This window comes from Microbacterium xerophyticum, from assembly GCF_053543555.1.
The window spans coordinates 272,791-295,179 of the sequence record NZ_JBLVOB010000007.1 but is presented as its reverse complement, the minus strand read 5'-3'; the positions used below and the strand labels follow the sequence as shown (position 1 = coordinate 295,179).

The window sequence follows — 22,389 nt, the reverse complement described above, 5'->3', positions numbered from 1 at the left end:
CCCGCTCGGGTGCGACCACCGGCGGGCTTAGCGTTGGCCCACCAGAGGAAAGGATGCAACCATGTCGAACCCCAACTTCACGTCGGTTCCGCTTCCGGACGACGACCGCGACGAGCAGGCGACGATGGACGTCGACGGCGACGCCGTGCTCGATCCGGACGCCGATGAGAACCTCATCGACAGCGCCGAAGCCGACCGTCTCGCCAGCGAGGAAGAGTCGTCGCTGGGTGAGCCTGCCGTCGCCGACGAGCCGGATGTGCTCGCCGCCGACGTGCCAGCGGGCGGAGCGGGAGCGGACTCCGGGTCGGTGGATGCGGTCCAGGTCGATCCCGAAGACGAGGCCTCGGTCGCGAACCGTTCACCCATGAGCGACGCTCCGGGCGTCGGCTCCAAGGGACCGGCCGAGCACGGTGGTGCCGTATGAGAGCCCTCGTCGTCAACTGCACCCTCAAGCCGTCGCCTGCGGAGTCGAGTTCAGAGGTGCTCGGCAGCCAGGTGTCGACGTTCCTCACCGAGAACGGCGTGACCTGCGAGAGAGTCCGGGCCGTCGACCACATGATCCTTCCCGGCGTCGAGAAGGACATGGGGGAGGGCGACGAGTGGCCGGCATTGCGCGAGAAGGTCCTGGATGCCGACATCCTGGTGTTCGTGACGCCGACGTGGCTCGGTCAGCACTCGAGCGTCGCTCAGCGGGTGCTGGAGCGCCTGGACGCCGAACTGAGCGAGACGGATGCCGAGGGGCGGCCGATCCTGTTCGACAAGGTCGCCGTCGCCGGCGTCCTGGGGAACGAGGACGGTGCGCATCACATCACGGCCATACTCTTCCAGGCGCTGAACGACGTCGGCTTCACGGTTCCGGCACAGGGCTCGGTGTACTGGAACGGCGAGGCGATGCACACCACCGACTACAAGGACCTGCAGCAGACGCCGGAGAAGGTGAGCGCATCGATCACGACCTCGCTGACCAACGCGATCCACCTGGCAGGGCTCCTGCGCGAGACCGGTTACCCGGCGTCCAGCTGATCTAGCCGCGCCGGTGAGGTTCTACGACCGACTTGATCGTGCCGGCGTCGGTCGTGGATTCGAGAGCGTCCTTGACGTGGTCGAGTGAGAACGTGCCGGTGACCATACCGTCCAGGTCGACCTGGCCTGACGCGACGAGGGCGATCGCCGCAGGCCAGGTGTTCGCATAACGGAAGACTCCCGTCAGCACGAGTTCCTTGTTCTGGATCTGAGTGATCGGCAGTGCCAGCTCCGGCAAACCCATGCCGACGAGCACGGCGCGGCCCCCTGGGCGGAGCGAGTCGATCCCGCTGCGCACGGCGGCAGCTGCACCCGAGGCGTCGACGAACGAGTCCGCGGCGACGGTGCGGATCGCATCGGCGTCGGTGATCGGGTCGAGAGCGGTGGTCGCCCCGAAACGCAGCGCGGCGTCCCGACGCGCCTCGCTGATGTCCGAGACGAAGACCTCGGTCGCACCGGCGGCCCTCGCCACCTGCGCGACGGCGAGACCGACCGGTCCTGCTCCGGTGATCAGCACGCGATCGCCGACGGAGAAGCCGGCCTTGCGGCCGGTCGCCACGGCCACCGACAGGGGTTCGAGCAGGGCGGCTGCCCAATCGCTCACCGAGTCCGGGATCGCGAACGCGAAATGGCTCTGGATCGTGACGTACTCCTGGAACGCGCCGTCCGTGCCAGGTACGGCGTAGAAGCGCATGTGCGGGTCGAGGTTGTAGTCGCCCCTCAGCGTCTCAGCGGATGTGGTTGACGGATGCTGCGGCTCGATCGAGACCCGCTCGCCGATGCGCTCGGGTGAGACATCCGAGCCCACCGCGACGATCACGCCGCCCGACTCGTGACCGAGGACGAGCGGTTCCTCGACGACCCAGTCTCCGAGGCGCCCTTCATGGAAGAAGTGCACGTCCGAGCCGCATACGCCCACAGCGGTGACCTTGACGAGAACCTCGTCAGGGGCGGGCGTCGGTACGCGACGCTCCTGCATCTCGACGTGGCGCGCCCGGATCAGCACATTGGCGGCCATGTATTCGGGTACGTGCGTCGTTGCAGTCATGATGCGGTCTCCTCGATGCGGTTCTTCGTTGTCGCGTCAGGCCGTGGCGGGCTCTCTTGACACTCGATATTACCGCGAAGTATGGTGAATGTAACGTGGTCATGTGATTTGATCACAGGAACATAACATGAGAGTTGAGCCTCTCCGCGGGATCCTCGGCACTGCCAGGGGGCACGCCAGTCACATCGACACATCCCGACGACGAGACGGTGTTCGCGTCGCGGGAGACGCAGATCGGGAGCAAAGATGCGAGCAGTTGTATTCACGGCGGAGGGGCAGCTGTCCCTCGAAGAGCGGCCGAAGCCCACGCCCGGCTACAAGGAGATCCTGATCGAGACCGCGGCGGTCGGTATCTGCGGAACCGACACGCACGTCTTCGACGGCGAGTTCGAGGGCACCGTCTTCCCGCTCGTTCCCGGTCATGAGGCGACTGGCACGATCGTCGCGCTCGGCGAAGGCGTCAACAGCGGTGTGTTCGACTTCAAGGTCGGTGACCATGTCGCGGTCAACCCCAGCACGACGTGCGGGGAGTGCGAGTTCTGCCTCAACGGGCACCAGAACCTCTGCCGGTTCTGGAACGGTCTCGGCGTCGTCGCCTCCGACGGCGCATCGCAGGAGTTCTTCACCGCGCCGGCCGGCAACGTCTACAAGCTCAAGCCGGAGACCGACATCCACGAGGCCGCGCTGATCGAGCCGCTCGCCTGCGCCATCCGCGGGTGGGACGTGCTGCCCCGCCGCATCGGCGACCACGTGCTCGTCTACGGCGCAGGCACGATGGGGCTGCTGATGGCGCAGTTGGCCACGCGCGCCGGTGCGGCATCGGTGAGCATCGTCGACCTCAACGTCGACCGCCTCGCGGTCGCCGAGGAGTGCGGCATCGAGCTGCGCTACACATCGGCCGATGACGCCGATCGCGAGAAGTGGGACGTGGTGATCGACTGCACCGGAAACCTGCGCGCGATCGAAGACGCGCTCACCCGCGTCAAGCCGGCAGGGTTCTTCCAGGACTTCGGCGTCGCTCCCGCCGACGGCACCGCGAAGTTCTCGCCGTTCCGCGTGTACCGCGACGAGATCTCGATCGTCGGGACGATGGCCGTGCTCAACTCCTTCGGGCGCGCGGTCGAGATGTTCGAGGCAGGAGCGATCAACGCGAAGGCCATGATCAGCCACTCCTTCATCCTCGACGACTACGAAGAGGCGTTGGAGCTGTTCCGTCGTGGTTCGGGCCGCAAGCTCCAGATCCGCCCGAACGACACCGAGTCCAGGGTGCTGATCCCGTGAGCGCGTCGACCACCGCGAGTGCATCGGTGAAGAAGCCGCGTCGATCGCTGTCGACCGGTGCCAAGCGCGGCATCTGGATCGGTGTCGTCGTCCTCGTGATCCTCGGCTTGGTGCTGGGAACGCGGGTCGTACCGGCCGATGACCCGCTCGCGCAGGGCACGCAGAAGTTCGACCCGGCCACATACGGCGCCGAGGAGTTCCCCACGGTCCAGTCCGAGATCGTCGATCGCGCCGTCGAGGCCGACGTCCTCGCCGCCGCCGTCGCGGCAGACCCGGCAGCGGCTGCGGAGGAGTATGCGGTGCAGAGCTCCGGCGGCCCCGTGTACAGCACGACGTTCACCGGCGTCGTCGGCGAAGGTCAGTCCGGCATCTACGAGGTGGCTGTCGAGGGCCTGCCCGCAGACCTCCTGATCCGTGTCCAGACCGGTCCCGCCGTCAACGGCACCGAGCTGCGCGATGCGACCGGCGAGATCGAGTTCGGTCAGTTCGTCAACCAGATCGACTTCCAGAACGCCGCGGCGGCACTGAACGAGGAGCTGAAGACGCAGGTGCTGGCCGACATCGACACGACGGCCCTGACGGGCAAGACGATCGAGGTCACCGGCGCCTTCACCCTGATCAATCCGAGCTCCTGGCTCGTCACCCCGGTCGAACTGAGCGTGCAATGAGCGACGACTTCGACGACGTCGTCCTCGAGGCGCGCAACGTCGTCAAGACATACGGTGGAACCAGAGCGCTGAAGGGCGTGAACTTCGAGATCCGTCGCGGCACGGTGACGACCCTCTTCGGAGAGAACGGCGCCGGCAAGTCGACGCTGATGAAGATCCTCTCCGGCGTCGAACAGCCGACCTCCGGTGAGATCATCCTCGACGGCGAGCCGGTCGTGTTCCATTCCACGAACGACGCGCGCGAGCGCGGCATCTCGATCATCCATCAGGAGCTGAGCCTCGCCCCCAACCTCTCGGTGCGCGACAACATCTTCATGGGACGCGAGATCACGGGGCCGTTCGGGATCGACTTCGCGGAAGAGGCGCGGCAGACGCGGCAGCTCCTCGCCGATCTGCTTCCCGGTGTCGAGCCCGACACCCACGTCAACGATCTGCGGGTCGGCCAGCAGCAGATCATCGAGATCGCTCGTGCACTCTCGGTGAACTCGCGCATCCTCATCATGGATGAGCCGACTTCCGCTCTCGCCGCAGCGGAGGTGGAGATCCTCTTCGGGATCATCCACGACCTCACCGCCCGCGGTGTCGCCATCGTGTACATCTCCCACCATCTCGAGGAGGCGCTCGAGATCACCGATCACGCCGTCGTCCTGCGGGACGGAACCATGACCGCGAAGGACGAACGGGCCAACATCGATCTCGAGTGGATCGTGCGGAACATGGTCGGAGACAACTTCGACCTCGGATCCCCGCCCACCGGATACGAGTTCGGCGACACGATCCTCAGCATCCGCGACCTCCGAGTCCTCGACCCGGAGAACCCGGAGCGCTCGATCGTGAACGGCCTCAGCCTCGATGTGCGCGCGGGCGAGATCGTCTGCCTGTACGGGCTGATGGGTGCCGGGCGCACCGAACTGCTCGAGGCCGTCGCCGGTCGCGATCGCATCGACGGCGGCGAGATCCTGCTCGACGGCACGGCGCTCGGCGACGACACGATCGCGGAGCGGATCGCTCTCGGGATCGGACTTGTACCGGAGGACCGCCAGCGCGATGGTCTCGTGCAGACCTTCGACGTCGGCACGAACCTCACTCTCGCCAGCCTCGGCGACTCGCTGCGCAACGGCGTGCTCTCGCGCCGCGTCGAGAAGAACATCGCACAGGACCTCATCCGCACGGTCACCGTGAAGACTCCCGGACCCGAACTGCCGATCGGCTCGCTCTCGGGCGGCAATCAGCAGAAGGTCGTCATCGGCAAGGTCATCGCGACCGATCCGCGCGTGATGCTCCTCGACGAACCGAGCCGAGGCATCGACATCGGCGCCAAGGGCGAGGTGTTCCGGCTTCTCGCCGAGCGTGCCCGCGAGGGGCTCGCCGTCGTGTACTCGACATCCGAGGTGGGCGAATGCCTCAGCATCGCCCACCGCATCATCGTCCTGCGACGCGGCCAGATCTCCGCCGAGTTCGGTCCGGACGCCACGAAGGAAATGATCATGGCCGCCTCCGGCGAGGCCGTGGCCGCCTAGAGAACTTGAGAACGGACCGACAATGACGACGACAACGACCGCCATCCTCGAGAACAAGAAGAAGTTCTCGTTCACCCGAGTGCTCATCGAAGGCAGGGCGTTCCTCGCCCTGATCCTGATCATCGTGGTGTTCTCACTGATGTCACCGAACTACCTCACTTTCGACAACATCCTGATCATGGCGTCGCACGTCGCGATCTACGCCATCCTCGGCCTCGGCATGCTGCTGGTCGTGCTCAACGGCGGCATCGATCTCTCCGTGGGGTCAACTCTGGGCTTCTCCGCAGTGATAGCCGGCTTCCTGATGCAGGGCGTGCCGATCAACATCTTCGGCGTGATCCTCTACCCGAGCATCCCCGTGGTCGTGGTGATCTCCTGCGCTGTCGGCGCAGCGGTGGGACTCGTCAACGGAATCCTGGTGTCGAAGTTCAAGGTCGCTCCTTTCGTCGCGACGCTGGGCATGCTCTACGTGGTGCGCGGGCTCGCGCTCCTGATGACCAACGGTCTGACGATCAACGACCTGTCGGGCGACGAGGCCCTGGGCAACACGGGCTTCAACTGGCTCGGCTTCAACCGCGTTCTGAACATCCCGATCGGCGTCATCATCATGATCCTGATCGCTATCGTGCTCGGCTTCCTCCTCGGGCGCACGCGCTTCGGTCGCTGGCTGTACGCATCAGGAGGCAACGAGCGCGCCGCAGAGCTCTCGGGTGTGCCGGTGCGCGGCGTGAAGATCTGGGTCTACGTGATCTCGGGCATCTGCGCAGCCATCGCCGGTCTCATCCTCGCCTCGACCCTCACCAGCGCCAGCCCGACGGCCGGCAACACCTACGAACTGACCGCGATCGCCGCGGTCGTGATCGGCGGCGCATCGCTGATGGGCGGCCGGGGCAATGTGCGCGGCACGCTGCTCGGCGCCTTCGTGATCGGCTTCCTCTCCGACGGCCTCGTCATCGTGGGCGTCTCCGCGTACTGGCAGATGGTCTTCATCGGCGCCGTGATCGTCGTCGCAGTGCTGCTGAACAGCCTGCAGTACGGCCGTCGTCGTCGCCCCGCTGCCGCGACGCCGCCCGCGAAGGCGACCCCGCCGGTCGCGGAGCCCGCCGCGAAGAGCTGATCCGCATCCACAGAACCTGCAACACCCACCAAGAGAAAGGACGCATCAAATGATGCGCAAGAAGGCAATCGCCTCGATCATCGCCACAGGTGCGCTGATCATCTCGCTCGCCGGATGCGCCGGAGGCAGCACGGACGCTCCTCCGACGGATGCCGAAGGCGGAGAAGCCGGCGGTCTCATCACCATCATCGTGAACGACCCGGCGAACCCCTACTGGAAGACGGAGGGGGATGTCGCCGCCGCAACGGCGGAGGAACTCGGCTACGAGTCCAGCGTCGGCGCGCACAAGGGCGACACGAACACAGAGAACACCCTCATCGACACGGCGATCTCGAACAAGTCGGTCGCGATCATCCTCGACCCGGCCAACGCCGACGGGTCGATCGCCGCGGTCAAGAAGGCGGAAGCTGCGGGAATCCCTGTGTTCCTCGTGAACGCCGAGATCAACGAGGCGGGCATCGCCAAGGCGCAGCTCGTCTCCAACAACGCTCAGGGAGCCGCACTCGGCGCCCAGGAGTGGGTGTCTCAGATGGGCGAAGCCGGTGATTACGTCGAGCTGTTCGGTGCTCCCTCCGACAACAACGCGCAGACCCGCTCGAACGGCTTCCAGACCGTGATCAGCCAGTACCCCGAGCTGGTCGAGGTCGGCGAAGAGGTCGCGGACTGGGACCGCACGAAGGGTCACGACAAGATGCAGTCGCTGCTGCAGTCCAACCCGTCGCTGACCGGAGTCATGTCGGGCAACGACGAGATGGCTCTCGGCGCGATCGCCGCCCTCAAGGAAGCAGGCAAGCTCGAGGGCGTCGTCGTCGGCGGCTTCGACGGTGCGCCGGATGCCGTCTCCGCTGTCATCGCGGGGGAGATGGCGTACACCGTCCTCCAGCCCGTCGCGGTGTTCTCGAAGAAGGCCGTCGAGCTCGCTGACGAGTACATCCGCACCGGCACCGCGCCGGAGACCGAGAAGCAGTCGTTCGACTGCATCCTCATCACGAAGGACAACGCCGACAAGATGACGGAACCCTTCACCTACACCGAGTAATCCGCACCGCGCTCCCGTGCGGTGAACACGGGGGCGGGTGCCGTTCGGCATCCGCCCCCGTCCACACACTTCGCCCCTCGCGGGCACTGATCTCAAGTCACTGACGAGAGGCAACATGAGCTACGTTCTGAACGACCCCGCCGATTTCGCGGACGAATCCGTGATCGGCTTCGTCGCCGCCCACAGCGCACTCGTGCGGCGGGTGCCCGGTGGCGTCGCCCGCGCGCAGGCCACGCCGTCCGGGCAGGTCGCCGTCGTCATCGGCGGCGGATCAGGACACTATCCGGCGTTCGCCGGCCTCGTCGGAGCCGGACTCGCCCACGGCGCCGCGATGGGCAACGTCTTCGCCTCGCCGAGCGCGCAGCAGATCTACTCCGTGGCCAAGTCCGTCGCGACGGAGGCGGGCGTCCTCCTCAGCTACGGGAACTACGCCGGCGACGTGCTCAACTTCGATCAGGCCGAGAAGCGGCTGCGCGATCAGGGCATCCCGTGCCGCACAGTGCGGGTGACGGACGACATCTACAGCGCCTCACCGGCGGAGAAGTCCAAACGGCGAGGCATCGCCGGAGACCTCGCCGTGTTCCGCGCGGCGTCGTGGGCGGCTGAGCAGGGCATGTCTCTCGAGGACGTCGCCGAGATCGCAGCCCGCGCCAACGAGCGCACCCGGTCGATCGGCGTCGCGTTCTCCGGATGCACGCTCCCCGGAGCATCCGAGCCGCTCTTCACCGTCCCCTCCGGGCACATGGCCGTAGGGATGGGGATCCACGGGGAACCGGGTATCTCCGTCGTGCCGCTGCCGTCTGCACGCGACATCGCCGCACTGCTCGTCGAAGGGCTGCTCGGCGAGGTGCCTGACGGCGTCTCCGTCGACGGTGCGCGCGCCGCGGTCATCCTCAACGGACTCGGCGCGGTCAAATCCGAAGAGCTGTTCGTGATCTACGCCACGGTGATCGAGCTCCTGGCAGAGGCCGCAGTCACGATCGTCGAGCCCGAGGTCGGCGAGTATGCGACGAGCTTCGAGATGGCGGGCGTCTCACTGACCCTCTTCTGGCTCGACGATGAGCTGGCCACCGCATGGTCATCACCTGCGTACACGCCGGCGTACCGCAAGGGCGCCGTCCAGTCGTCTGGCGCGGATGCCGTGGCCGATGCCGTCCAGGACGCAGGCCTCGATGCCGAGGCCATCCCTGCTGCATCGACCGACTCCGTCGAGGTCGGCGCGGTCGCCCTCGCGATCATCGACGCGATCCGCGACATGATCGATCGCGACGTCGACGAACTCGGCCGATTGGATTCGATCGCCGGCGACGGAGACCACGGCATCGGCATGCAGCGGGGCGCGCGCGCCGGCGCTGCCGCCGCCCGTGAAGCCGTCACCGCCGGAGCGGGCGCGGGCACAGTGCTCAGCCGCGCGGGAGATGCGTGGGCCGACAAGGCCGGCGGCACCTCCGGTGCCCTCTGGGGCGCCGCGCTCCGGGCAGCGGGGGAGCGCATCGGCGACGACATCAGACCACAGGGGCACGATGTCGCGGCGGCGGTCGACGCCGCACGAGCGGCCATCCAGAGCTACGGCAAGGCCGCGGTCGGCGACAAGACCATGGTCGATGCGCTGGTGCCCTTCGCCGAGGGACTGACCTCGCGCGTGGCGGCCGGCACTCCGCTGGCGTCGGCATGGGCAGCCGCAGCTGCCGAGGCCACGAGCGCGGCAGAGGCGACATCCGCTCTTCTTCCGCGCATGGGGCGTGCGCGCCCTCACATGGAGAAGAGCCTCGGCACTCCCGACCCCGGCGCGATCTCGCTCGCGCGGGCGATGACCGTTGCGGGCCAGGTGCTCGCAGACGACAGCAGAACAGAGAAGGACTGAACATGACACGTGAATGGCGAATCGTCGTCGGATCCGACGACGCGGGGTTCGAGTACAAGGAAGCCCTCAAGAAGGACCTGCTGAACGACCCGCGGGTCGCCGAGGTCATCGATGTCGGCGTCGACGCGAGCGGGGGCACGGCATACCCCGTCGTCGCGATCGCGGCGGCGGAGAAGGTCCGTGCGGGTGAGGCAGACCGGGCTCTGCTCGTGTGCGGCACCGGTCTGGGCGTCGCGATCGCGGCGAACAAGGTGCCGGGGATCCGCGCCGTCACGGCCCATGACAGCTACAGCGTCGAGCGCAGCGTGCTCAGCAACAACGCTCAGGTGCTGACATTCGGACAGCGAGTGGTGGGGCTGGAACTGGCACGCCGTCTGGCGCGCGAATGGCTCGGATACGAGTTCGACGAGTCCTCCGCATCGGCGCAGAAGGTGGCAGTCATCGACGGGTACGAGGCCACGGGGACCTGTGGTTGACGACGGCGAACCGTCTCGCGCTCCGCTGCAGGATGCCGGCCGGCCGGTTCTGCTCGGAGCGAGCCTCAAGCTCTATCTCGACGTCGACGCGACCGTGGCGTGGGCGGAGTCGCTCGCAGCGATCGCACGCGCGCACCCTGCCGTCATCTCCGGAGAGGTCGGCCTCTTCGTGCTGCCTTCGCTGCCTGCGCTGGACCGCGTGATCGCGGCCGTCGCAGGATCGCCCATCGCGGTCGGAGCCCAGGACCTGTTCTGGGCCGACCGGGGCGCATACACGGGGGCGGTCAGCGGAGCCGACCTCGCACGTCTTGGATGCCGGTACGTCGAGGTCGGTCACGCGGAAAGACGCCATGTCTTCGGTGAGGACGAGACGGTCATCCGGCGAAAGCTGGCGGCCGCGGTACGCAACGGACTCACTCCGGTGCTCTGCGTCGGCGAAGTCACGCGGCAATCCGCCGTGTCTGCGGCTGAGACCTGCATCCAGCAGATCGAATCGGCGGTCGCCGACGCCGGCGAGCTCAGCGACCTCGTCGTCGCCTACGAACCCGAGTGGGCGATCGGTCAGGCCGAACCCGCTTCGCCCGATCACGTGACAGAGGTCGCCGGCCGATTGCGCTCCCATCTGGCGCAGCGCGGCCTCGACCACGCGGCAGTCATCTACGGCGGCAGCGCCAAGCCCGGACTGCTGAGTACGCTCGGGTCAGGTGTCGACGGATTGTTCCTCGGCCGATTCGCCCACGAGCCGCAGGCGTTCGCGAGCATCATCGACGAGGCCGTCAGCACACGCTGAAGTGGAGAAGAACGTGACGACCAGCAGTTCCCCCGCCGTGCCATCGCGAACGGACCGACAGCAGTCGCGTCAACTCGCCATCAGCGAGGCCGTGATGGCCGCCGGATCCCTGCGCATCGAGCAGATCGCCGAGCGGTTCGGCATCAGCGTGATGACGGTGCATCGCGATCTCGATGAACTGGAGGATCGGGGACTGCTGCGCAAGAGCAGAGGGGTCGCCACCGCGAGCTCCACGGCGCTGGTCGAATCCAGCGATGTGTACCGCGTGGGTCGTCAACAGGCCGAGAAAGAGGCGATGGCGGTCGCGGCCATGGAGTTCGTCGAGCCGGGGCAGGCGATCATTCTCGACGATTCGACATCGACCATGCATCTGCTTCCGCACCTGCACACCAAGACGCCCCTCACCGTCATCACCAACACGTTGACGATCATGAACGACCTGCGCGGTATGCGCGGCATCGAGATGATCGGCCTCGGCGGAGAGTTCTACAACTGGTGCAGCTCGTTCATGGGGCGCATCACCGTGCGGGAGATCGCGGAGCTGCGCGCCGATCTCTTCGTGATGTCGACCTCGGCCATCGTGGACGACATCTGCTTCCACCAGACACTGGAGACCGTCGACGTGAAGCGGGCGATGTTCGAGTCGGCGAGCAAGCGGGTGCTGCTGGCGGATCGGACGAAGTTCGAGAAGCGCGCGCTGCACGCCATGCTGCCCCTGGCCGACTTCGACGTGGTCGTCGTCGACGCTGCGACGGATCGCCGGCACATCGAGCGGATGCAGGACGCCGGCGTCAACGTGCACATCGCACGCCGTCCGGCCGTCGCTCGCTGAGCGGGCCTGGCGCGCTTCGCGACACGCGCATCCGGTCTGAGGTAACGTCTCGGGCATGGCCACCGCAACGACGCAGACCCGCAGACGTGAGGCATTCGGCTCACGCAATGTGTTCATCCTCTCGGCGATCGGCTCCGCCGTAGGCCTGGGGAACATCTGGCGCTTCCCCTACGTCGCCTACGAGGGCGGCGGCGGCGCCTTCCTCATCCCGTACCTGTGCGCACTGCTGACCGCCGGCATCCCGCTGCTCTTCTTCGACTACGCGATCGGGCACCGCTTCCGCGGCTCAGCCCCGCTCGCGTTCCGCCGCATCCACCGCGCCGCAGAGCCGCTCGGATGGTGGCAGGTGCTCATCTGCGTCGTGATCGCCGTGTACTACGCGGTCATCATCGCCTGGGCGGCGATGTACACCTGGTTCTCCGCCCAGCTCACGTGGGGGCCGGGCAACGAGAACGACTTCTTCTTCACCGACTTCCTGCAGTCCGCCGACGTCGCCGAAGGCGGCATCTCGACGGACTTCGTGCCGCAGGTCGGCATCCCGCTGGTCGTCGTCTGGCTCGTCGTGATCGTGATCATGGCGCTCGGCGTCAAGCGCGGCATCGGTAGGGCGAACATGATCCTGATGCCACTGCTCACGGTCATGTTCGCGATCCTCGTCGTGCAGTCGCTGTTCCTGCCGGGGGCCATGGAGGGCCTCAACGCGTTCTTCACCCCCAACTGGGAGGCGCTGGCCGATCCGGGCGTATGGGCGTCCGCGTACGGTCACATCTTCTTCTCGCTGTCGGTCGCGTTCGGCATCATGGTGACCTACTCGTCGTACCTCAAGCGCAAGACCGACCTGACAGGCTCCGGTCTCGTCGTGGCATTCGCCAATTCGGGCTTCGAGATCCTCGCCGGAATCGGTGTCTTCGCCGCACTCGGGTTCATGGCGCAGGCGCAGGGCACAGACGTGTCCGGTGTGGCATCCTCGGGGATCGGACTCGCGTTCGTCGCGTTCCCGACCATCGTCTCGCAGGCGACCGGCGGCTCGATCATCGGCGTGCTGTTCTTCGGGGCGCTCGTGTTCGCTGGCATCACCTCGCTCATCTCCATCCTCGAGGTGATCGTCGCTGCCCTCCAGGACAAGCTCGGCTGGAGCCGTGTGCGCACCACCCTCACGGTGTCGATCCCGCTCGCGGTGATCTCGATGGCGCTGTTCTCCACGACGACCGCGTTGACGGTGCTCGACACGGCTGACGCCTTCGTCAACGCCTTCGGCATCATGGCCGTCGCCCTCGTGGCGGTCATCGTCGTCGCCTGGGTGTTCTACAAGCTGCCCGTGCTGAAGGCGCACCTCAACCGACGATCGAGCTTCCGCGTCGGCCGGATCTGGATGCTGCTGGTCGGGGTGCTCGCACCGGTCGTGCTCGGCTATCTGCTCGTCAGCGAACTCATCACGAAGATCTCCGAGCCCTACGGCGGGTACCCCACCTGGTTCCTCGGCCTCTTCGGCTGGGGCATGGTGATCGCACTGGTCGTGATCGGAGTCCTGCTCTCGCTCATGCCGTGGAGCGGACGCTCGCACGCCAAGGACGACCCTGACTACGACGAGTTCCTCGTCGACGAGCATTACGACCCCGACCCGGAGACCGACACCATCCGGATCGCAGCGACGCACGAGAAGGGAGCGGGCGCATGACCGCGACGGCAATCACCATGATGATCATCGCGATGGTCACGGTCTGGGGCGGACTGATCGCCGCGATCGTGAACCTCGCACGGCACCCTGAGGTCGCGGAGACCGAGCCGGACACGTTGCGCGTCGAGCTCTGAGCCTGCGCCCGAGGGCACACGCTCACCCGATCGTCGAGTCGTTCTCGGGGCGCAGGCCCGTGTCCGCCTCGTCGGGGAGGGCGCTGCCGGCGATGACCACCACGTCCTGGATCTTCCAGTCCAGTCGGGCGATGCTCTCCGAGATCTCGTCGATCCGCGCGATCGGCACACGCCGTCGACGCGGGACGATGAACGCCTCGACGTGGAACACCTGTCCCTGATCGCGCATGCGCACCGCGGCATCCCGGATCCAGGGCTGCGCGCGGAGATGCTCGACGATCTCGCGCGCGAGCGGATGCGGTTCCTTGTCGTCGTAACTGCGCGCGCGCTGATCCATGAGATCGATCACGGCACCCTTGGTGTTGCGCACTCCGTCCCAGATGATGCCGAGCGAGATGAACAGCGCCGCGACGCCGTCGAGCCACCACAGGCCGAACCCGACGCCGAGAACGCCGACGATCGAGGCGGCATTGGTCTGCCAATCAGCCTTCGCCATGTCGGAGTCGGCATAGAGGAGCTTGTTGTGCAGCACGGGCGCGAGCTTCGCCTTGGCCCGGCCGTAGATGAACGGGCCGATCACGATGACGCTCATGACGGCGATCATCAGCCAGCCCAGCCAGATCGTCTGCCCGAAGACGACGACGGTGCCGATCGTGGGATGCTCCGTCGCCACGAGCCCGGAGACGGCCTCGTAGGCGAGGTTCAGCCCGACGGCGAGCAGAGCGACGCCCGCCACCATGTGCCCGACGCCCATCGCTCTATGCATTCCGTACGGGTGGCGCAGGCTCGGACGCCGCCGCACGAAGATCAGGGCGACGAGGAACGCGATCTGCGGGATGAGCGAGAGCATGTCCTCGATCCACGCGGTGCGCATGGCCTGCGAGTTCCCGACCACGAACGCGACGAGGACGATCGTGAGGATCGTGTACGAGATGGTGGCGTACTCCCACCGCACGGCCTTCCTCAGAGCCTCCCGCTGCTCGGCGGGCAGATCGGTCCGGCCGAAGCGGTGATACGCGTTCACGGTCCGACCTCGGTGTCGAGGAACGTCTCCAGGCTCGTGAGGAATGCATTCTCACCGAGAGGGACGAACATCACGATCGCGCGGTTCTCGGCGCCGTCGATCCCCTGGTATCCGCGTGTGACGCCGACTCGGTCGGCCCATGGCGTCTGGTCGGTGAGCCCGCCGACCACGAGATCCAGGTCACCTTCCTCCAGCATGACGACGAGCGTCTCCTCGCTGCCGACCGTCCAGTCGACCTCCGCGTCGAGCGACGCGGCGAATCCGTCGACGAGATCGACGAGCGGTCCGGTCGGATTCGCACCGGATGCATCGGCGAGCCCCTCGTCGGCGGAGACGCCGACCCGCAACTCGCCGCCGGTGACGCTGTGCAGTGTGCCGTCGGGATCGGTGGGCACCGTGATCCCGCATCCTGTCAGAGATGCGATCATCACCAGCGCAAGAAGAGCGCCTCGCAGGCGAGCGGTCATCGTCACTCCGATTCGACGCTGCTGATGTGGTGCGGAACCCCCACCGGCTTGGATTCGCTCGAGCCGCGCTGGCGCAGGTAGATCGACAGCGCCACCATCGCGCCCACGGCGAGGAACTCGGACTGCCAGTTCTGCAGGGTGCGGTTCCAGAAGTCGGCGGACATGAGGTAATCGCCCCAGGTCTCCGGCGGCATTCCGTGCTGCGCGTTCTCCTGGTTGGCGACGACGTGGCCCGCGAGCGACTGCGCCAGCCACGAGAACAGGAACACCGCCCCCATCGCCATCAGCAGCGAGTTGGAGTAGATCCACAGCCGTACGCCCCGCACTTTCGCCCAGCGCGGCGAGTCCGGTTCGGCATGCTCGCCCACGAGCTGCTCCTCGTCGGTACCCGTGCCCTCGTCGCCGGGCTTCTTCGATTCGGGTGAGCCGCGCTGGATGAGCCAGATGGTCGCGAGGATGAACAGGAAGAACTGCAGGAACTCGGACTGCCAGTTCTCTGCGACGTCGATCACGAACTCGGAGGAGGTGACGAAGTCGAAGAAGCCCACCGGGGGCTGCCCGTGCTGGGAGAGCTGCTCGTTGTTGTAGGCGTGCCCAGCGATCGCCTGCCCGATGATCGCGAGCGCGAAGATGATCAGGAAGGCGATGCTGAGGCTGCTGCTGCGAAGGAAGCGACGCACGCCGATCACCGTCCCACCAGCGGCAGGGCGATCATGACGACCAGCCCGGTGACGATGATCACCGTCCAAGACCAGAATGCGGTGCGCATGGCGACCCGTGGCACGTGGTTGTCCGGCACGTCTGCTCCTCTCGTGATGGACACGATCCTCGCCCACACCGTCGCGCGGGGGAGCACCCTTGACAACGGTGCATCGGATGGGAAAGGGGGTATCGTTCCCGGCGCTCGGGGCGCACACTGGTGTCTTCACTCAGTCGAGAGGAGCACAGATGTCGTACAGAATCGGATATTTCGTCGGAAGCCTGTCGTCCAGATCGATCAACAGGGTGCTGTCGAAGGCACTGATGCAGGTGGCCCCGGATGAGCTGGAGTTCGCGGAGATCCCGATCGGCGACCTGCCCCTGTACAGCCCCGATCACGATGACGACTATCCGGCCGAGGCGCGTGCACTGAAGCAGGCCATCAGCGCGAGTGACGCGATCCTGTTCGTGACTCCGGAGTACAACCGATCGATCCCCGGCGCGCTCAAGAACGCGATCGACTGGGCATCACGGCCGTGGGGGCAGAACTCGTTCGATCACATGCCCACCGCGGTGATCGGCGCATCCATCGGCGTCATCGGCACCGCGGTCGCGCAGCAGAGCCTCCGTGCGGTTCTCGCGTTCTGCAACACGCGTCACATGACCTCGCCGGAGGCGTACATCCATTTCACCGAAGAGGTCTTCCATGAAGACGGCACGATCACGAAACCGGACACCGAGGAGTTCCTCCGCACGTACATGAACGAGTTCCGTGATCATGTGCAGCGGGTGCTGACGGTGCTGCCGCGCAGGTGACGCGCGACGTCATCCGTTCACCGGCAGACGCCGGTCGCGGCATGATGGTCGGATGGCACTCAACGCGATCCGCAACTGGGCAGGCAACGTCGTCTTCACACCGACGGACGTCCTGCGCCCCCGAGACGTCGCGGAGGCGCAGCAGCTCGTCGCAGACGCTGCTCGCATCAGGGCGCTCGGCACAGGGCATTCGTTCAACGACATCGCCGATGCCCCCCAGCTGATCTCGCTCGCAGACGTCTCCTCGCCGTTCGAACTCGATGAGGACGCCCGCACGGTCACCGTGCCTGGTGCCGCACCCTACGGCGCTGTCGCCGCGTTCCTGCAGGAGCACGGCTGGGCGCTGCACAATCTCGGCTCCCTGCCGCACATCTCCGTCGCGGGCGCCACCGCGACGGGCACGCACGGCTCAGGCGACGGCAACGGCGTGCTGTCCACCGCTGTCCGCGGCATCGAGCGCATCGGCGCGGACGGCGAGCTGACCTGGGTGCAGTCCGGCGACCCGGACTTCAACGGCAGCGTCGTGGCGCTCGGGGCACTCGGCGTCATCACCCGGATCCGGCTGGCGGTCGAACCGACGTTCGACGTGACGCAGCAGGTGTACACGGGCGTGAGCTGGGACGTGCTCCTCGAGGAGTTCGACGAGATCATGGGTGCCGCGTACAGCGTCAGTGTGCTCGGACGCTGGAGCGTCCCGACGCTCTCCACTCTCTGGCTCAAGCAGCGGTCTCTCGCGAATCAGATCGGCCAGGCGGATGCTGCACGGCAGTTGTTCGGCGGCGAACGCGTCACCGCCGAAGTGCATGCCGTGATCGACGGCGACGCACCCGATGACAACATGACGCCGCTCGGGACCAGCGGGGCCTGGTCTGGCAGGCTCGCGCACTTCCGCTTCGATCGCGCCCCCAGCGCGGGAGGCGACGAGATCCAGTCCGAGTTCTTCGTGCCGCGTGAGTTCGCCGTCGACGCGCTGCGGGCTCTGCGCCCGCTCGGCGATCGGATCGACCCGCTGCTGCACGTGAGCGAATTCCGCACGTTCGCAGGCGACGACCTCTGGCTCAGCGGGGGAGAAGGCGGCGGACGCCTCGCCATCCACTTCACCTGGCGGCAGCGCCCCGCCGAGGTCGCAGCACTCCTCCCCGATGTCGAGGCCGCGCTCCGACCGTTCGCACCGCGGGCCCACTGGGGCAAGGTGTACTCGACGGAGTTCGATCAGGCCGGCGCCTTCCGGCGTCTGGGCGACTTCGCCGCGCTGGCATCGCGCGTCGATCCGCAGGGAAAGTTCCGCAACGGGCACCTCGACCGCGTGCTGGCGCTCAGTGGTTCCGAAGGGCCGTGATCAGCTCGGACTTGCGCTTCTTGGAGTACCCGGTGAGCCCGAGCTCCTTCGCGCGACCGCGCAACTCGTCGACCGTCCAGTCGTCGTAATCACCGGCTTTTCCGCCGCGTCGGCCGACCTCTGAACGTCCGCGTTTCGTGCCGCCGGTCGCGTTCGAGATGCGTGCGGCCTTCTCCTTCGACGCGCCGTCGTCTCGAAGCTCCTCGTAGAGTTCCGGATCCTTCAGCCGCGAGTTCGCTCCGCGTGGCATGATCTTCTCCTTCCATGGATGTTCGGTCAGACAGAGTGGTGCGCCCGTGCGCCGACACGGTCGGTGTCAGGGCTGAAAGCCTCCGCTCGCACACGCAGCATCGCTACGGCCGCGTCGATGGTCGCAGACATCACGGCGTCAGGTCCGCCGTCGAACTGCCGATGCTCATGCCCGTGCTGATCGTGCATCGCCCATCCGAGGTAGACCGTACCCGGAGGATGACCGTCCTCCGCATCCGGTCCGCCGACTCCGGTGGTCGCGACGCAGACGTCCGCGGCGAAAAGATCGAGGCCGCCCACCGCGAGCTGCTCCGCGCACTCCGCCGAGCACGGGTCGACGCCGGCCGAGAGGTGGAGCAGATGCTGCTTGACGTCTGTCATGTAGGCGACGATCCCGCCGGCGAACCAGTCGCTCGCGCCCTCACCGCCGCCCACCGCGTGGGCGAGGCCCCCGGCCGTGAGCGATTCGACGACCGCGATCCGCAGACCGTCCGCACGTGCCAGCTCGCTGAGGCGGGTGACGTCTTCGCCAGGAGGCATGTCCACCGCCCTCAGCGGGAGATGCTCTCGACCGTCACGCCGGTGGCTTCGGGGGCCAACGAACGCGCGACATCGGCCTGGCTGATGATTCCCACCAGCATGTGATCGTCGATCACGGGAAGCCGACGGATCTGATGCTCCTGCATCTTCTCCAATGCGACGCGGATGTCGTCGCCCGCGTCGACGGTCACAGGTTTCCCCTGTGCGAGTGCGCGTGCCGGCGTGCTTTCGGGATCAAGACCCTCCGCGACGGCTCTGACCACGATGTCGCGGTCGGTGAGCATGCCCTTCAGTTTCCTGTCCTCGCCGCAGATCGGCAATGCGCCCACATCCAACTCAGACATCAGGGATGCGGCGATGCTGAGTGAGTCGTTCTCGCCGATGCACCGTGGTGCAGGGGTCATGATGTCCCGCGTCAGCGTCATGGTCGTTTCCTCTCGTGTTCTTTCGCTGCGTCTCATCGTTCGTTCGCTCCGGGTGACGATAGACGTGCGCCGTCGGCGTCGCAGAGGGGGTTGACAGCTTCCGGTCGTGCTCACTCGGGCGGTTCTAGCCGTCCTTCACTTCCAGCCCCGCGTCCGTCCCGGCGCTGGTGTCCTGGGTGTAGTCGGGGCGCGCCGGCTGCGGCGGCTGGTCGTCGAACTCTCCGCCCTCCCGCCCGCCGAAAGGGCGGCCGTGGTCGGCGAACTCGTCCCTGTTGAAGACCAGCGTCCAGGGTCCTGCCGTGAAGCGTGCGCCTGTGCGCAGGATCTCCGACCGGTCTCCTCCGTCGGTCTCCGCGGACTGGGGATTCGCGTTCATCTCGCCCGTGCCGTGCAACGTGAGCACGTACTCGTCCCGTTCGTCATGCGTGATGGTCGCATGCACCGGGTCGGTGTCGGCGAGCCGGAGCTCGTTGCCGTCCGCGCGGCCGATGCGCACGGTGTCCGTGGTGATGTGATGCACGGTACGGTCATCCTCGCGCGAGATGAGCAGACGGGGATCTCCCGCTCCCCACTCGGCGTGGGTCGTTGTCGGGTCGTATCCCGGGGCAGTCTGGTCGGTCATGTCCGGTCCCTTCGAGCTCGCTGAACCGTCAGAGTAGGACGGCCGCGAGCCCCGGTGCGAGGGCCTTGACCCTGGGTGCCGTCGCGGCTAGCCCGCGGAGCTGCGGATGTACTCGGGCACGAGCGTGATGCCTCCGCTCGAGTTCGCGGAGTTGGCCATCGCCGTGATCCACTCGGCGCTCAGCGTCGGCGGCTCCGATTCATCGAACACGAAGCGCAACGGGATCGAGGGATGCAACCAGATCGTCGAACGGCCGGGACGGTCGCCCTCCGGGTGCTTCCAGGACAGGGTGAAGCTCTCGTTGCGACGCAGTTTCGTGGCGATGACGACCTTGAGGTGAGCGAGCGCACGATCCTCGACGGAGATCGGTTCGGCGGCGCCGCCGTAGTAGATCATTCCCATCGCATTAGGGTAAATCAGAGGCGTTCGCTCGGGAGAGCGCACGCGCGGACGAGCAGCGAACGTGAAGGAGGCTGGCACCCATGGGTAAGTTCATCTACGAGGGCGGCGTCAAGGTCGAGATCGAAGATCGCGCCCTGCTGCACATGCAGCTCGTGATCAGCGCGAAGCTGCGCCGAGGAGAGCCGTTCGCGTTCAGCTGGCGCGAGGACGCCAGCGTGGGCGGCGGCCGGACGACGGTGTGGGTGCACCCGGGCAGCTCGATCGTCTACAAGTACTACGGCGGGCGTCAGCCGTCGGTGAATCGCGCGTGGGTCGACGCGCTCGCCTTCACCGCCAATTCGCCGGCCGGCCTCTATCTCGTGCCCGAGCCGGCGGACAACGGGGATGCCCCCGGGACCGCCGAGATGTCGACGGTGCCGCCGATCAGCTGATCGGGCTCGACGTCGATGGGTCGTTCGGTGACCGAGTCCACGCTCGTGAGCGTCACCCACCCCTGGGCGAGGCACGCGGCGTCGCTGTCCTCGGTGGGGACGTTGGGCAGCTCTTCCACGGCAAGGCGCACGTAGCTCTCCTCGCTCTCCGCGACCGTGGTCTGCACGATTCCGAACGGTGCGAGCGTGCACTGACGCACGCCGCGGGGATCGGGCCGGTTCGGCGCGTTCACGTTCAGGGCCGTGCCGCGCGGTTGCGCGCTCAGCACCGGGAGCAGGCTGATCGCGGCGCGCGCGGCGGTTTCCCAGTGGAACGACGTCGGGTTCATACCGACATCGAGTGACACGGCCATCGCCCATGCACCGTTGAGCGCACCGGTGAGAGCCGCACCGACCGTACCGGAATGCAGGATCGCCCGCCCCACGTTGGCGCCGTGGTTCACACCCGACAGCACCAGATCCGGGGGAGGGCCGAATGCTCCACGCGCAGCGATCATGGCGATCAGCCCCGGACCGCCGTGAACGGCGAAGGCGCGCACGTCAGGCAGCGCATCGAGCGTGCGCCGGTCCACGGCTATGCGTCCGTGCGACTCGCCGGCCATGATCGACGCGCTGGAGCCACTCGACTGCGTCGCGGGTGCGGCGATCGTCACCTCGAGGCCGGCGTCGACCGCAGCATCCGCCAGCGCCGCCAATCCGGGCGCATCGATTCCGTCGTCGTTGGTGATCAGTGCGCGGTGCATCACTCCTCCTCTTCGTCCGTCTCGGCCAGCGCGGCCAATCCGTCGGGACTGACCCTTCCCTGAGGAACCGCCGCATCCGCATCGAACTGCGGAAGCTCGTGCACCCGGACGCCCTCGCGCAACTGCGCGATCGCATCCGCGTCACCGGTGCCGAGGCCGTGACGCGTGACGTTGAGCGCCCCTGCCGCAGCCCCGAGGGTCACGGCATCGCGCAATACCTCGCCGCGCGTCAGAGCGGCGACCACACCGGCGGTGAGGGAGTCGCCGGCGCCGCGCGTCTCGTTCTCCTCCAGGCGCGGCAGCGACACCTCCAGCACGCCGTGCTCATCGAGCAGCAGCAGCGGTTCCGACGACCGGGTGACGATCACTGCCCCGACGCCGCGCTTGCGCAGCTCGTGCATCGCTCTCGCGATCTCGGGCACCGACCCGTCGCTGGCGAGCCCGTCGGCCTTCAGCTCCTCATGGCTGACCTTGAGCACGTCCACGCCTCCGTCGACGACGGCCTGCAGACGCTCGCCCGAAAGGTCGGCGATGACCGGGCGCTGCGCGCTGCGCAGATCGATCGTCAGGCGGCGGTAGATGTCTGCTGGCACCGTCTCCGCACCGGCAGGTCCGCTCAGCAGGACGGCTCGGGAATCGGCGCTGCTGCGCAGCACAGCCCCGTAGAGGTCATCGCGTGTATGACGGTCGAGGGGGTCGCCGTCCTCTTCGGCGATCACGATGCGCTGACCCTGACGTCGATCGTGCAGGTACGCCGATCCGCGACCCTCGCGCTCGACGGCCACGACCGTGATCCCCTCATCCTCGAGCAGATGCTGAAGCGTGCGGCCGATCTCGCCGCTGAGCACGCAGCACATGGTGACCGAGACGTCGAGCCTGCGCAGCATCCGCGCCTGCCACACGCCCTGCCCGCCCGCGTGCACATGGATCTCCGAACCCTGCGGGTGATCCTCCACCGTCACCGTCAGTGTCGGAGAGGGGGCGAGGATCGTGACGTCACTCATGTCGGCTCCCTTCATCCGTCGTTGCCGCATCCTCTCAACCGATCCGTGCGCGCCGCCTCCCCGTTGACATCTGCACGCGATCTCATTAGGCCGCCGAAGTGTCAACCCCCTTGGCCGGGTCGGGTGGTTCGAAGGAAGGTGTGTGGACACTCGACAGC

The 22,389-nt window shown here is 67.0% G+C and carries 28 protein-coding genes; 16 read left to right on the top strand and 12 right to left on the bottom strand.

Annotated elements, in window-relative coordinates; all coding sequences use genetic code 11:
* The first annotated feature begins 61 nt into the window (after positions 1-61).
* Together ACNPNP_RS13005 and ACNPNP_RS13000 are read left to right on the top strand one after the other, a co-directional pair.
* The gene (locus tag ACNPNP_RS13005; protein WP_448966459.1) at positions 62-424 is read left to right on the top strand and encodes a hypothetical protein; all 363 of its coding nucleotides are present in this window, start codon (positions 62-64) and stop codon (positions 422-424) included.
* The gene (locus ACNPNP_RS13000; RefSeq protein WP_448966458.1) at positions 421-1,023 is read left to right on the top strand and encodes a flavodoxin family protein; all 603 of its coding nucleotides are present in this window, start codon (positions 421-423) and stop codon (positions 1,021-1,023) included. Before ACNPNP_RS13005 ends, ACNPNP_RS13000 begins: the two co-directional genes overlap by 4 nt.
* A gap of 1 nt (position 1,024) precedes the next feature.
* On the opposite strand, the gene ACNPNP_RS12995 is transcribed toward ACNPNP_RS13000, so the two are convergent.
* On the bottom strand, positions 1,025-2,071 hold the full coding sequence (locus ACNPNP_RS12995; RefSeq protein ID WP_448966457.1) for an NAD(P)-dependent alcohol dehydrogenase: 1,047 nt from the start codon (positions 2,069-2,071) through the stop codon (positions 1,025-1,027).
* A gap of 246 nt (positions 2,072-2,317) precedes the next feature.
* Here ACNPNP_RS12995 and ACNPNP_RS12990 point away from each other — a divergent pair, with 246 nt between their 5' ends.
* From ACNPNP_RS12990 to ACNPNP_RS12940, 11 genes are all read left to right on the top strand, one after another.
* Entirely contained in the window at positions 2,318-3,352 is a 1,035-nt protein-coding gene (locus ACNPNP_RS12990) for a zinc-dependent alcohol dehydrogenase family protein (protein WP_448966456.1), read from the top strand.
* Positions 3,349-4,020, top strand: a complete 672-nt coding sequence (locus ACNPNP_RS12985) for a DUF2291 family protein (protein ID WP_448966455.1) — start codon at positions 3,349-3,351, stop codon at positions 4,018-4,020. Before ACNPNP_RS12990 ends, ACNPNP_RS12985 begins: the two co-directional genes overlap by 4 nt.
* Positions 4,017-5,540 carry a sugar ABC transporter ATP-binding protein gene (locus ACNPNP_RS12980; protein WP_448966454.1) on the top strand — a complete coding sequence of 508 codons (1,524 nt, stop codon included), beginning with the start codon at positions 4,017-4,019 and terminating at the stop codon, positions 5,538-5,540. Before ACNPNP_RS12985 ends, ACNPNP_RS12980 begins: the two co-directional genes overlap by 4 nt.
* Positions 5,541-5,562: 22 nt before the next feature.
* Complete coding sequence (locus ACNPNP_RS12975; RefSeq protein ID WP_448966453.1) at positions 5,563-6,657, top strand: ABC transporter permease; 1,095 nt, start codon at positions 5,563-5,565, stop codon at positions 6,655-6,657.
* Positions 6,658-6,706: 49 nt separating this feature from the next.
* A complete protein-coding gene (locus ACNPNP_RS12970; RefSeq protein ID WP_448966452.1) occupies positions 6,707-7,696 on the top strand; it encodes a D-ribose ABC transporter substrate-binding protein in 990 nt (329 codons plus the stop codon).
* 115 nt (positions 7,697-7,811) lie between these two features.
* Positions 7,812-9,560 carry a dihydroxyacetone kinase family protein gene (locus tag ACNPNP_RS12965; protein ID WP_448966451.1) on the top strand — a complete coding sequence of 583 codons (1,749 nt, stop codon included), beginning with the start codon at positions 7,812-7,814 and terminating at the stop codon, positions 9,558-9,560.
* 2 nt (positions 9,561-9,562) lie between these two features.
* Positions 9,563-10,036, top strand: a complete 474-nt coding sequence (locus ACNPNP_RS12960; protein ID WP_448966450.1) for a ribose-5-phosphate isomerase — start codon at positions 9,563-9,565, stop codon at positions 10,034-10,036.
* Positions 10,029-10,826, top strand: coding sequence for a triose-phosphate isomerase family protein (locus ACNPNP_RS12955; protein WP_448966449.1), 798 nt, complete (start codon positions 10,029-10,031; stop codon positions 10,824-10,826). Before ACNPNP_RS12960 ends, ACNPNP_RS12955 begins: the two co-directional genes overlap by 8 nt.
* A gap of 13 nt (positions 10,827-10,839) precedes the next feature.
* A complete protein-coding gene (locus ACNPNP_RS12950; RefSeq protein ID WP_448966448.1) occupies positions 10,840-11,658 on the top strand; it encodes a DeoR/GlpR family DNA-binding transcription regulator in 819 nt (272 codons plus the stop codon).
* 55 nt (positions 11,659-11,713) lie between these two features.
* Positions 11,714-13,336 (top strand): sodium-dependent transporter, encoded by a 1,623-nt coding sequence (locus ACNPNP_RS12945; RefSeq protein WP_448966447.1) that lies wholly within the window; start codon positions 11,714-11,716, stop codon positions 13,334-13,336.
* Positions 13,333-13,470: a methionine/alanine import family NSS transporter small subunit gene (locus ACNPNP_RS12940; RefSeq protein WP_448966446.1), complete on the top strand. Its 138-nt coding sequence runs from the start codon at positions 13,333-13,335 to the stop codon at positions 13,468-13,470. The genes ACNPNP_RS12945 and ACNPNP_RS12940 overlap by 4 nt, the downstream gene beginning before the upstream one ends.
* Positions 13,471-13,492: 22 nt before the next feature.
* Here ACNPNP_RS12940 and ACNPNP_RS12935 read toward each other — a convergent pair whose 3' ends face one another.
* From ACNPNP_RS12935 to ACNPNP_RS12920, 4 genes are read right to left on the bottom strand one after another with little or no spacing between them, the layout of a single operon-like run.
* A complete protein-coding gene (locus ACNPNP_RS12935) occupies positions 13,493-14,494 on the bottom strand; it encodes a cation diffusion facilitator family transporter (RefSeq protein ID WP_448966445.1) in 1,002 nt (333 codons plus the stop codon).
* Entirely contained in the window at positions 14,491-14,961 is a 471-nt protein-coding gene (locus tag ACNPNP_RS12930; protein ID WP_448966444.1) for a transglycosylase SLT domain-containing protein, read from the bottom strand. The genes ACNPNP_RS12935 and ACNPNP_RS12930 overlap by 4 nt, the downstream gene beginning before the upstream one ends.
* Positions 14,962-14,963: 2 nt before the next feature.
* Positions 14,964-15,641 (bottom strand): DUF6766 family protein, encoded by a 678-nt coding sequence (locus tag ACNPNP_RS12925; protein WP_448966443.1) that lies wholly within the window; start codon positions 15,639-15,641, stop codon positions 14,964-14,966.
* 5 nt (positions 15,642-15,646) lie between these two features.
* A complete protein-coding gene (locus ACNPNP_RS12920) occupies positions 15,647-15,784 on the bottom strand; it encodes a hypothetical protein (protein WP_448966442.1) in 138 nt (45 codons plus the stop codon).
* A 125-nt stretch (positions 15,785-15,909) separates the two neighbouring features.
* Between ACNPNP_RS12920 and ACNPNP_RS12915 the strand changes: the two genes are divergently transcribed.
* Together ACNPNP_RS12915 and ACNPNP_RS12910 are read left to right on the top strand one after the other, a co-directional pair.
* On the top strand, positions 15,910-16,476 hold the full coding sequence (locus ACNPNP_RS12915; protein WP_448966441.1) for an NADPH-dependent FMN reductase: 567 nt from the start codon (positions 15,910-15,912) through the stop codon (positions 16,474-16,476).
* Between the two features lie 52 nt (positions 16,477-16,528).
* Entirely contained in the window at positions 16,529-17,815 is a 1,287-nt protein-coding gene (locus tag ACNPNP_RS12910; protein WP_448966440.1) for an FAD-binding protein, read from the top strand.
* On the opposite strand, the gene ACNPNP_RS12905 is transcribed toward ACNPNP_RS12910, so the two are convergent.
* The 5 genes from ACNPNP_RS12905 to ACNPNP_RS12885 all read right to left on the bottom strand — a co-directional run bounded on the left by ACNPNP_RS12905 (position 17,793) and on the right by ACNPNP_RS12885 (position 20,053).
* Entirely contained in the window at positions 17,793-18,065 is a 273-nt protein-coding gene (locus ACNPNP_RS12905; protein WP_448966439.1) for a DUF7218 family protein, read from the bottom strand. The genes ACNPNP_RS12910 and ACNPNP_RS12905 overlap by 23 nt on opposite strands.
* A 26-nt stretch (positions 18,066-18,091) precedes the next feature.
* A complete protein-coding gene (locus ACNPNP_RS12900) occupies positions 18,092-18,604 on the bottom strand; it encodes a CinA family protein (RefSeq protein WP_448966438.1) in 513 nt (170 codons plus the stop codon).
* A gap of 11 nt (positions 18,605-18,615) precedes the next feature.
* Complete coding sequence (locus ACNPNP_RS12895) at positions 18,616-19,029, bottom strand: CBS domain-containing protein (protein ID WP_448966437.1); 414 nt, start codon at positions 19,027-19,029, stop codon at positions 18,616-18,618.
* Positions 19,030-19,153: 124 nt separating this feature from the next.
* Positions 19,154-19,651 (bottom strand): FHA domain-containing protein, encoded by a 498-nt coding sequence (locus ACNPNP_RS12890; protein WP_448966436.1) that lies wholly within the window; start codon positions 19,649-19,651, stop codon positions 19,154-19,156.
* Positions 19,652-19,738: 87 nt separating this feature from the next.
* Entirely contained in the window at positions 19,739-20,053 is a 315-nt protein-coding gene (locus tag ACNPNP_RS12885) for a DUF7882 family protein (RefSeq protein WP_448966435.1), read from the bottom strand.
* A gap of 80 nt (positions 20,054-20,133) precedes the next feature.
* On the opposite strand from ACNPNP_RS12885, the gene ACNPNP_RS12880 reads away from it, so the two are divergent.
* Positions 20,134-20,484 (top strand): DUF7882 family protein, encoded by a 351-nt coding sequence (locus ACNPNP_RS12880; RefSeq protein ID WP_305687546.1) that lies wholly within the window; start codon positions 20,134-20,136, stop codon positions 20,482-20,484.
* On the opposite strand, the gene surE is transcribed toward ACNPNP_RS12880, so the two are convergent.
* Both surE and ACNPNP_RS12870 read right to left on the bottom strand, forming a co-directional pair.
* Positions 20,406-21,227, bottom strand: coding sequence for a 5'/3'-nucleotidase SurE (surE, locus tag ACNPNP_RS12875; protein WP_448966434.1), 822 nt, complete (start codon positions 21,225-21,227; stop codon positions 20,406-20,408). The two genes, ACNPNP_RS12880 and surE, sit on opposite strands and share 79 nt — an antisense overlap.
* Positions 21,227-22,231, bottom strand: coding sequence for a 1-phosphofructokinase family hexose kinase (locus ACNPNP_RS12870; protein WP_448966433.1), 1,005 nt, complete (start codon positions 22,229-22,231; stop codon positions 21,227-21,229). Before ACNPNP_RS12870 ends, surE begins: the two co-directional genes overlap by 1 nt.
* Positions 22,232-22,389: the final 158 nt, after the last annotated feature.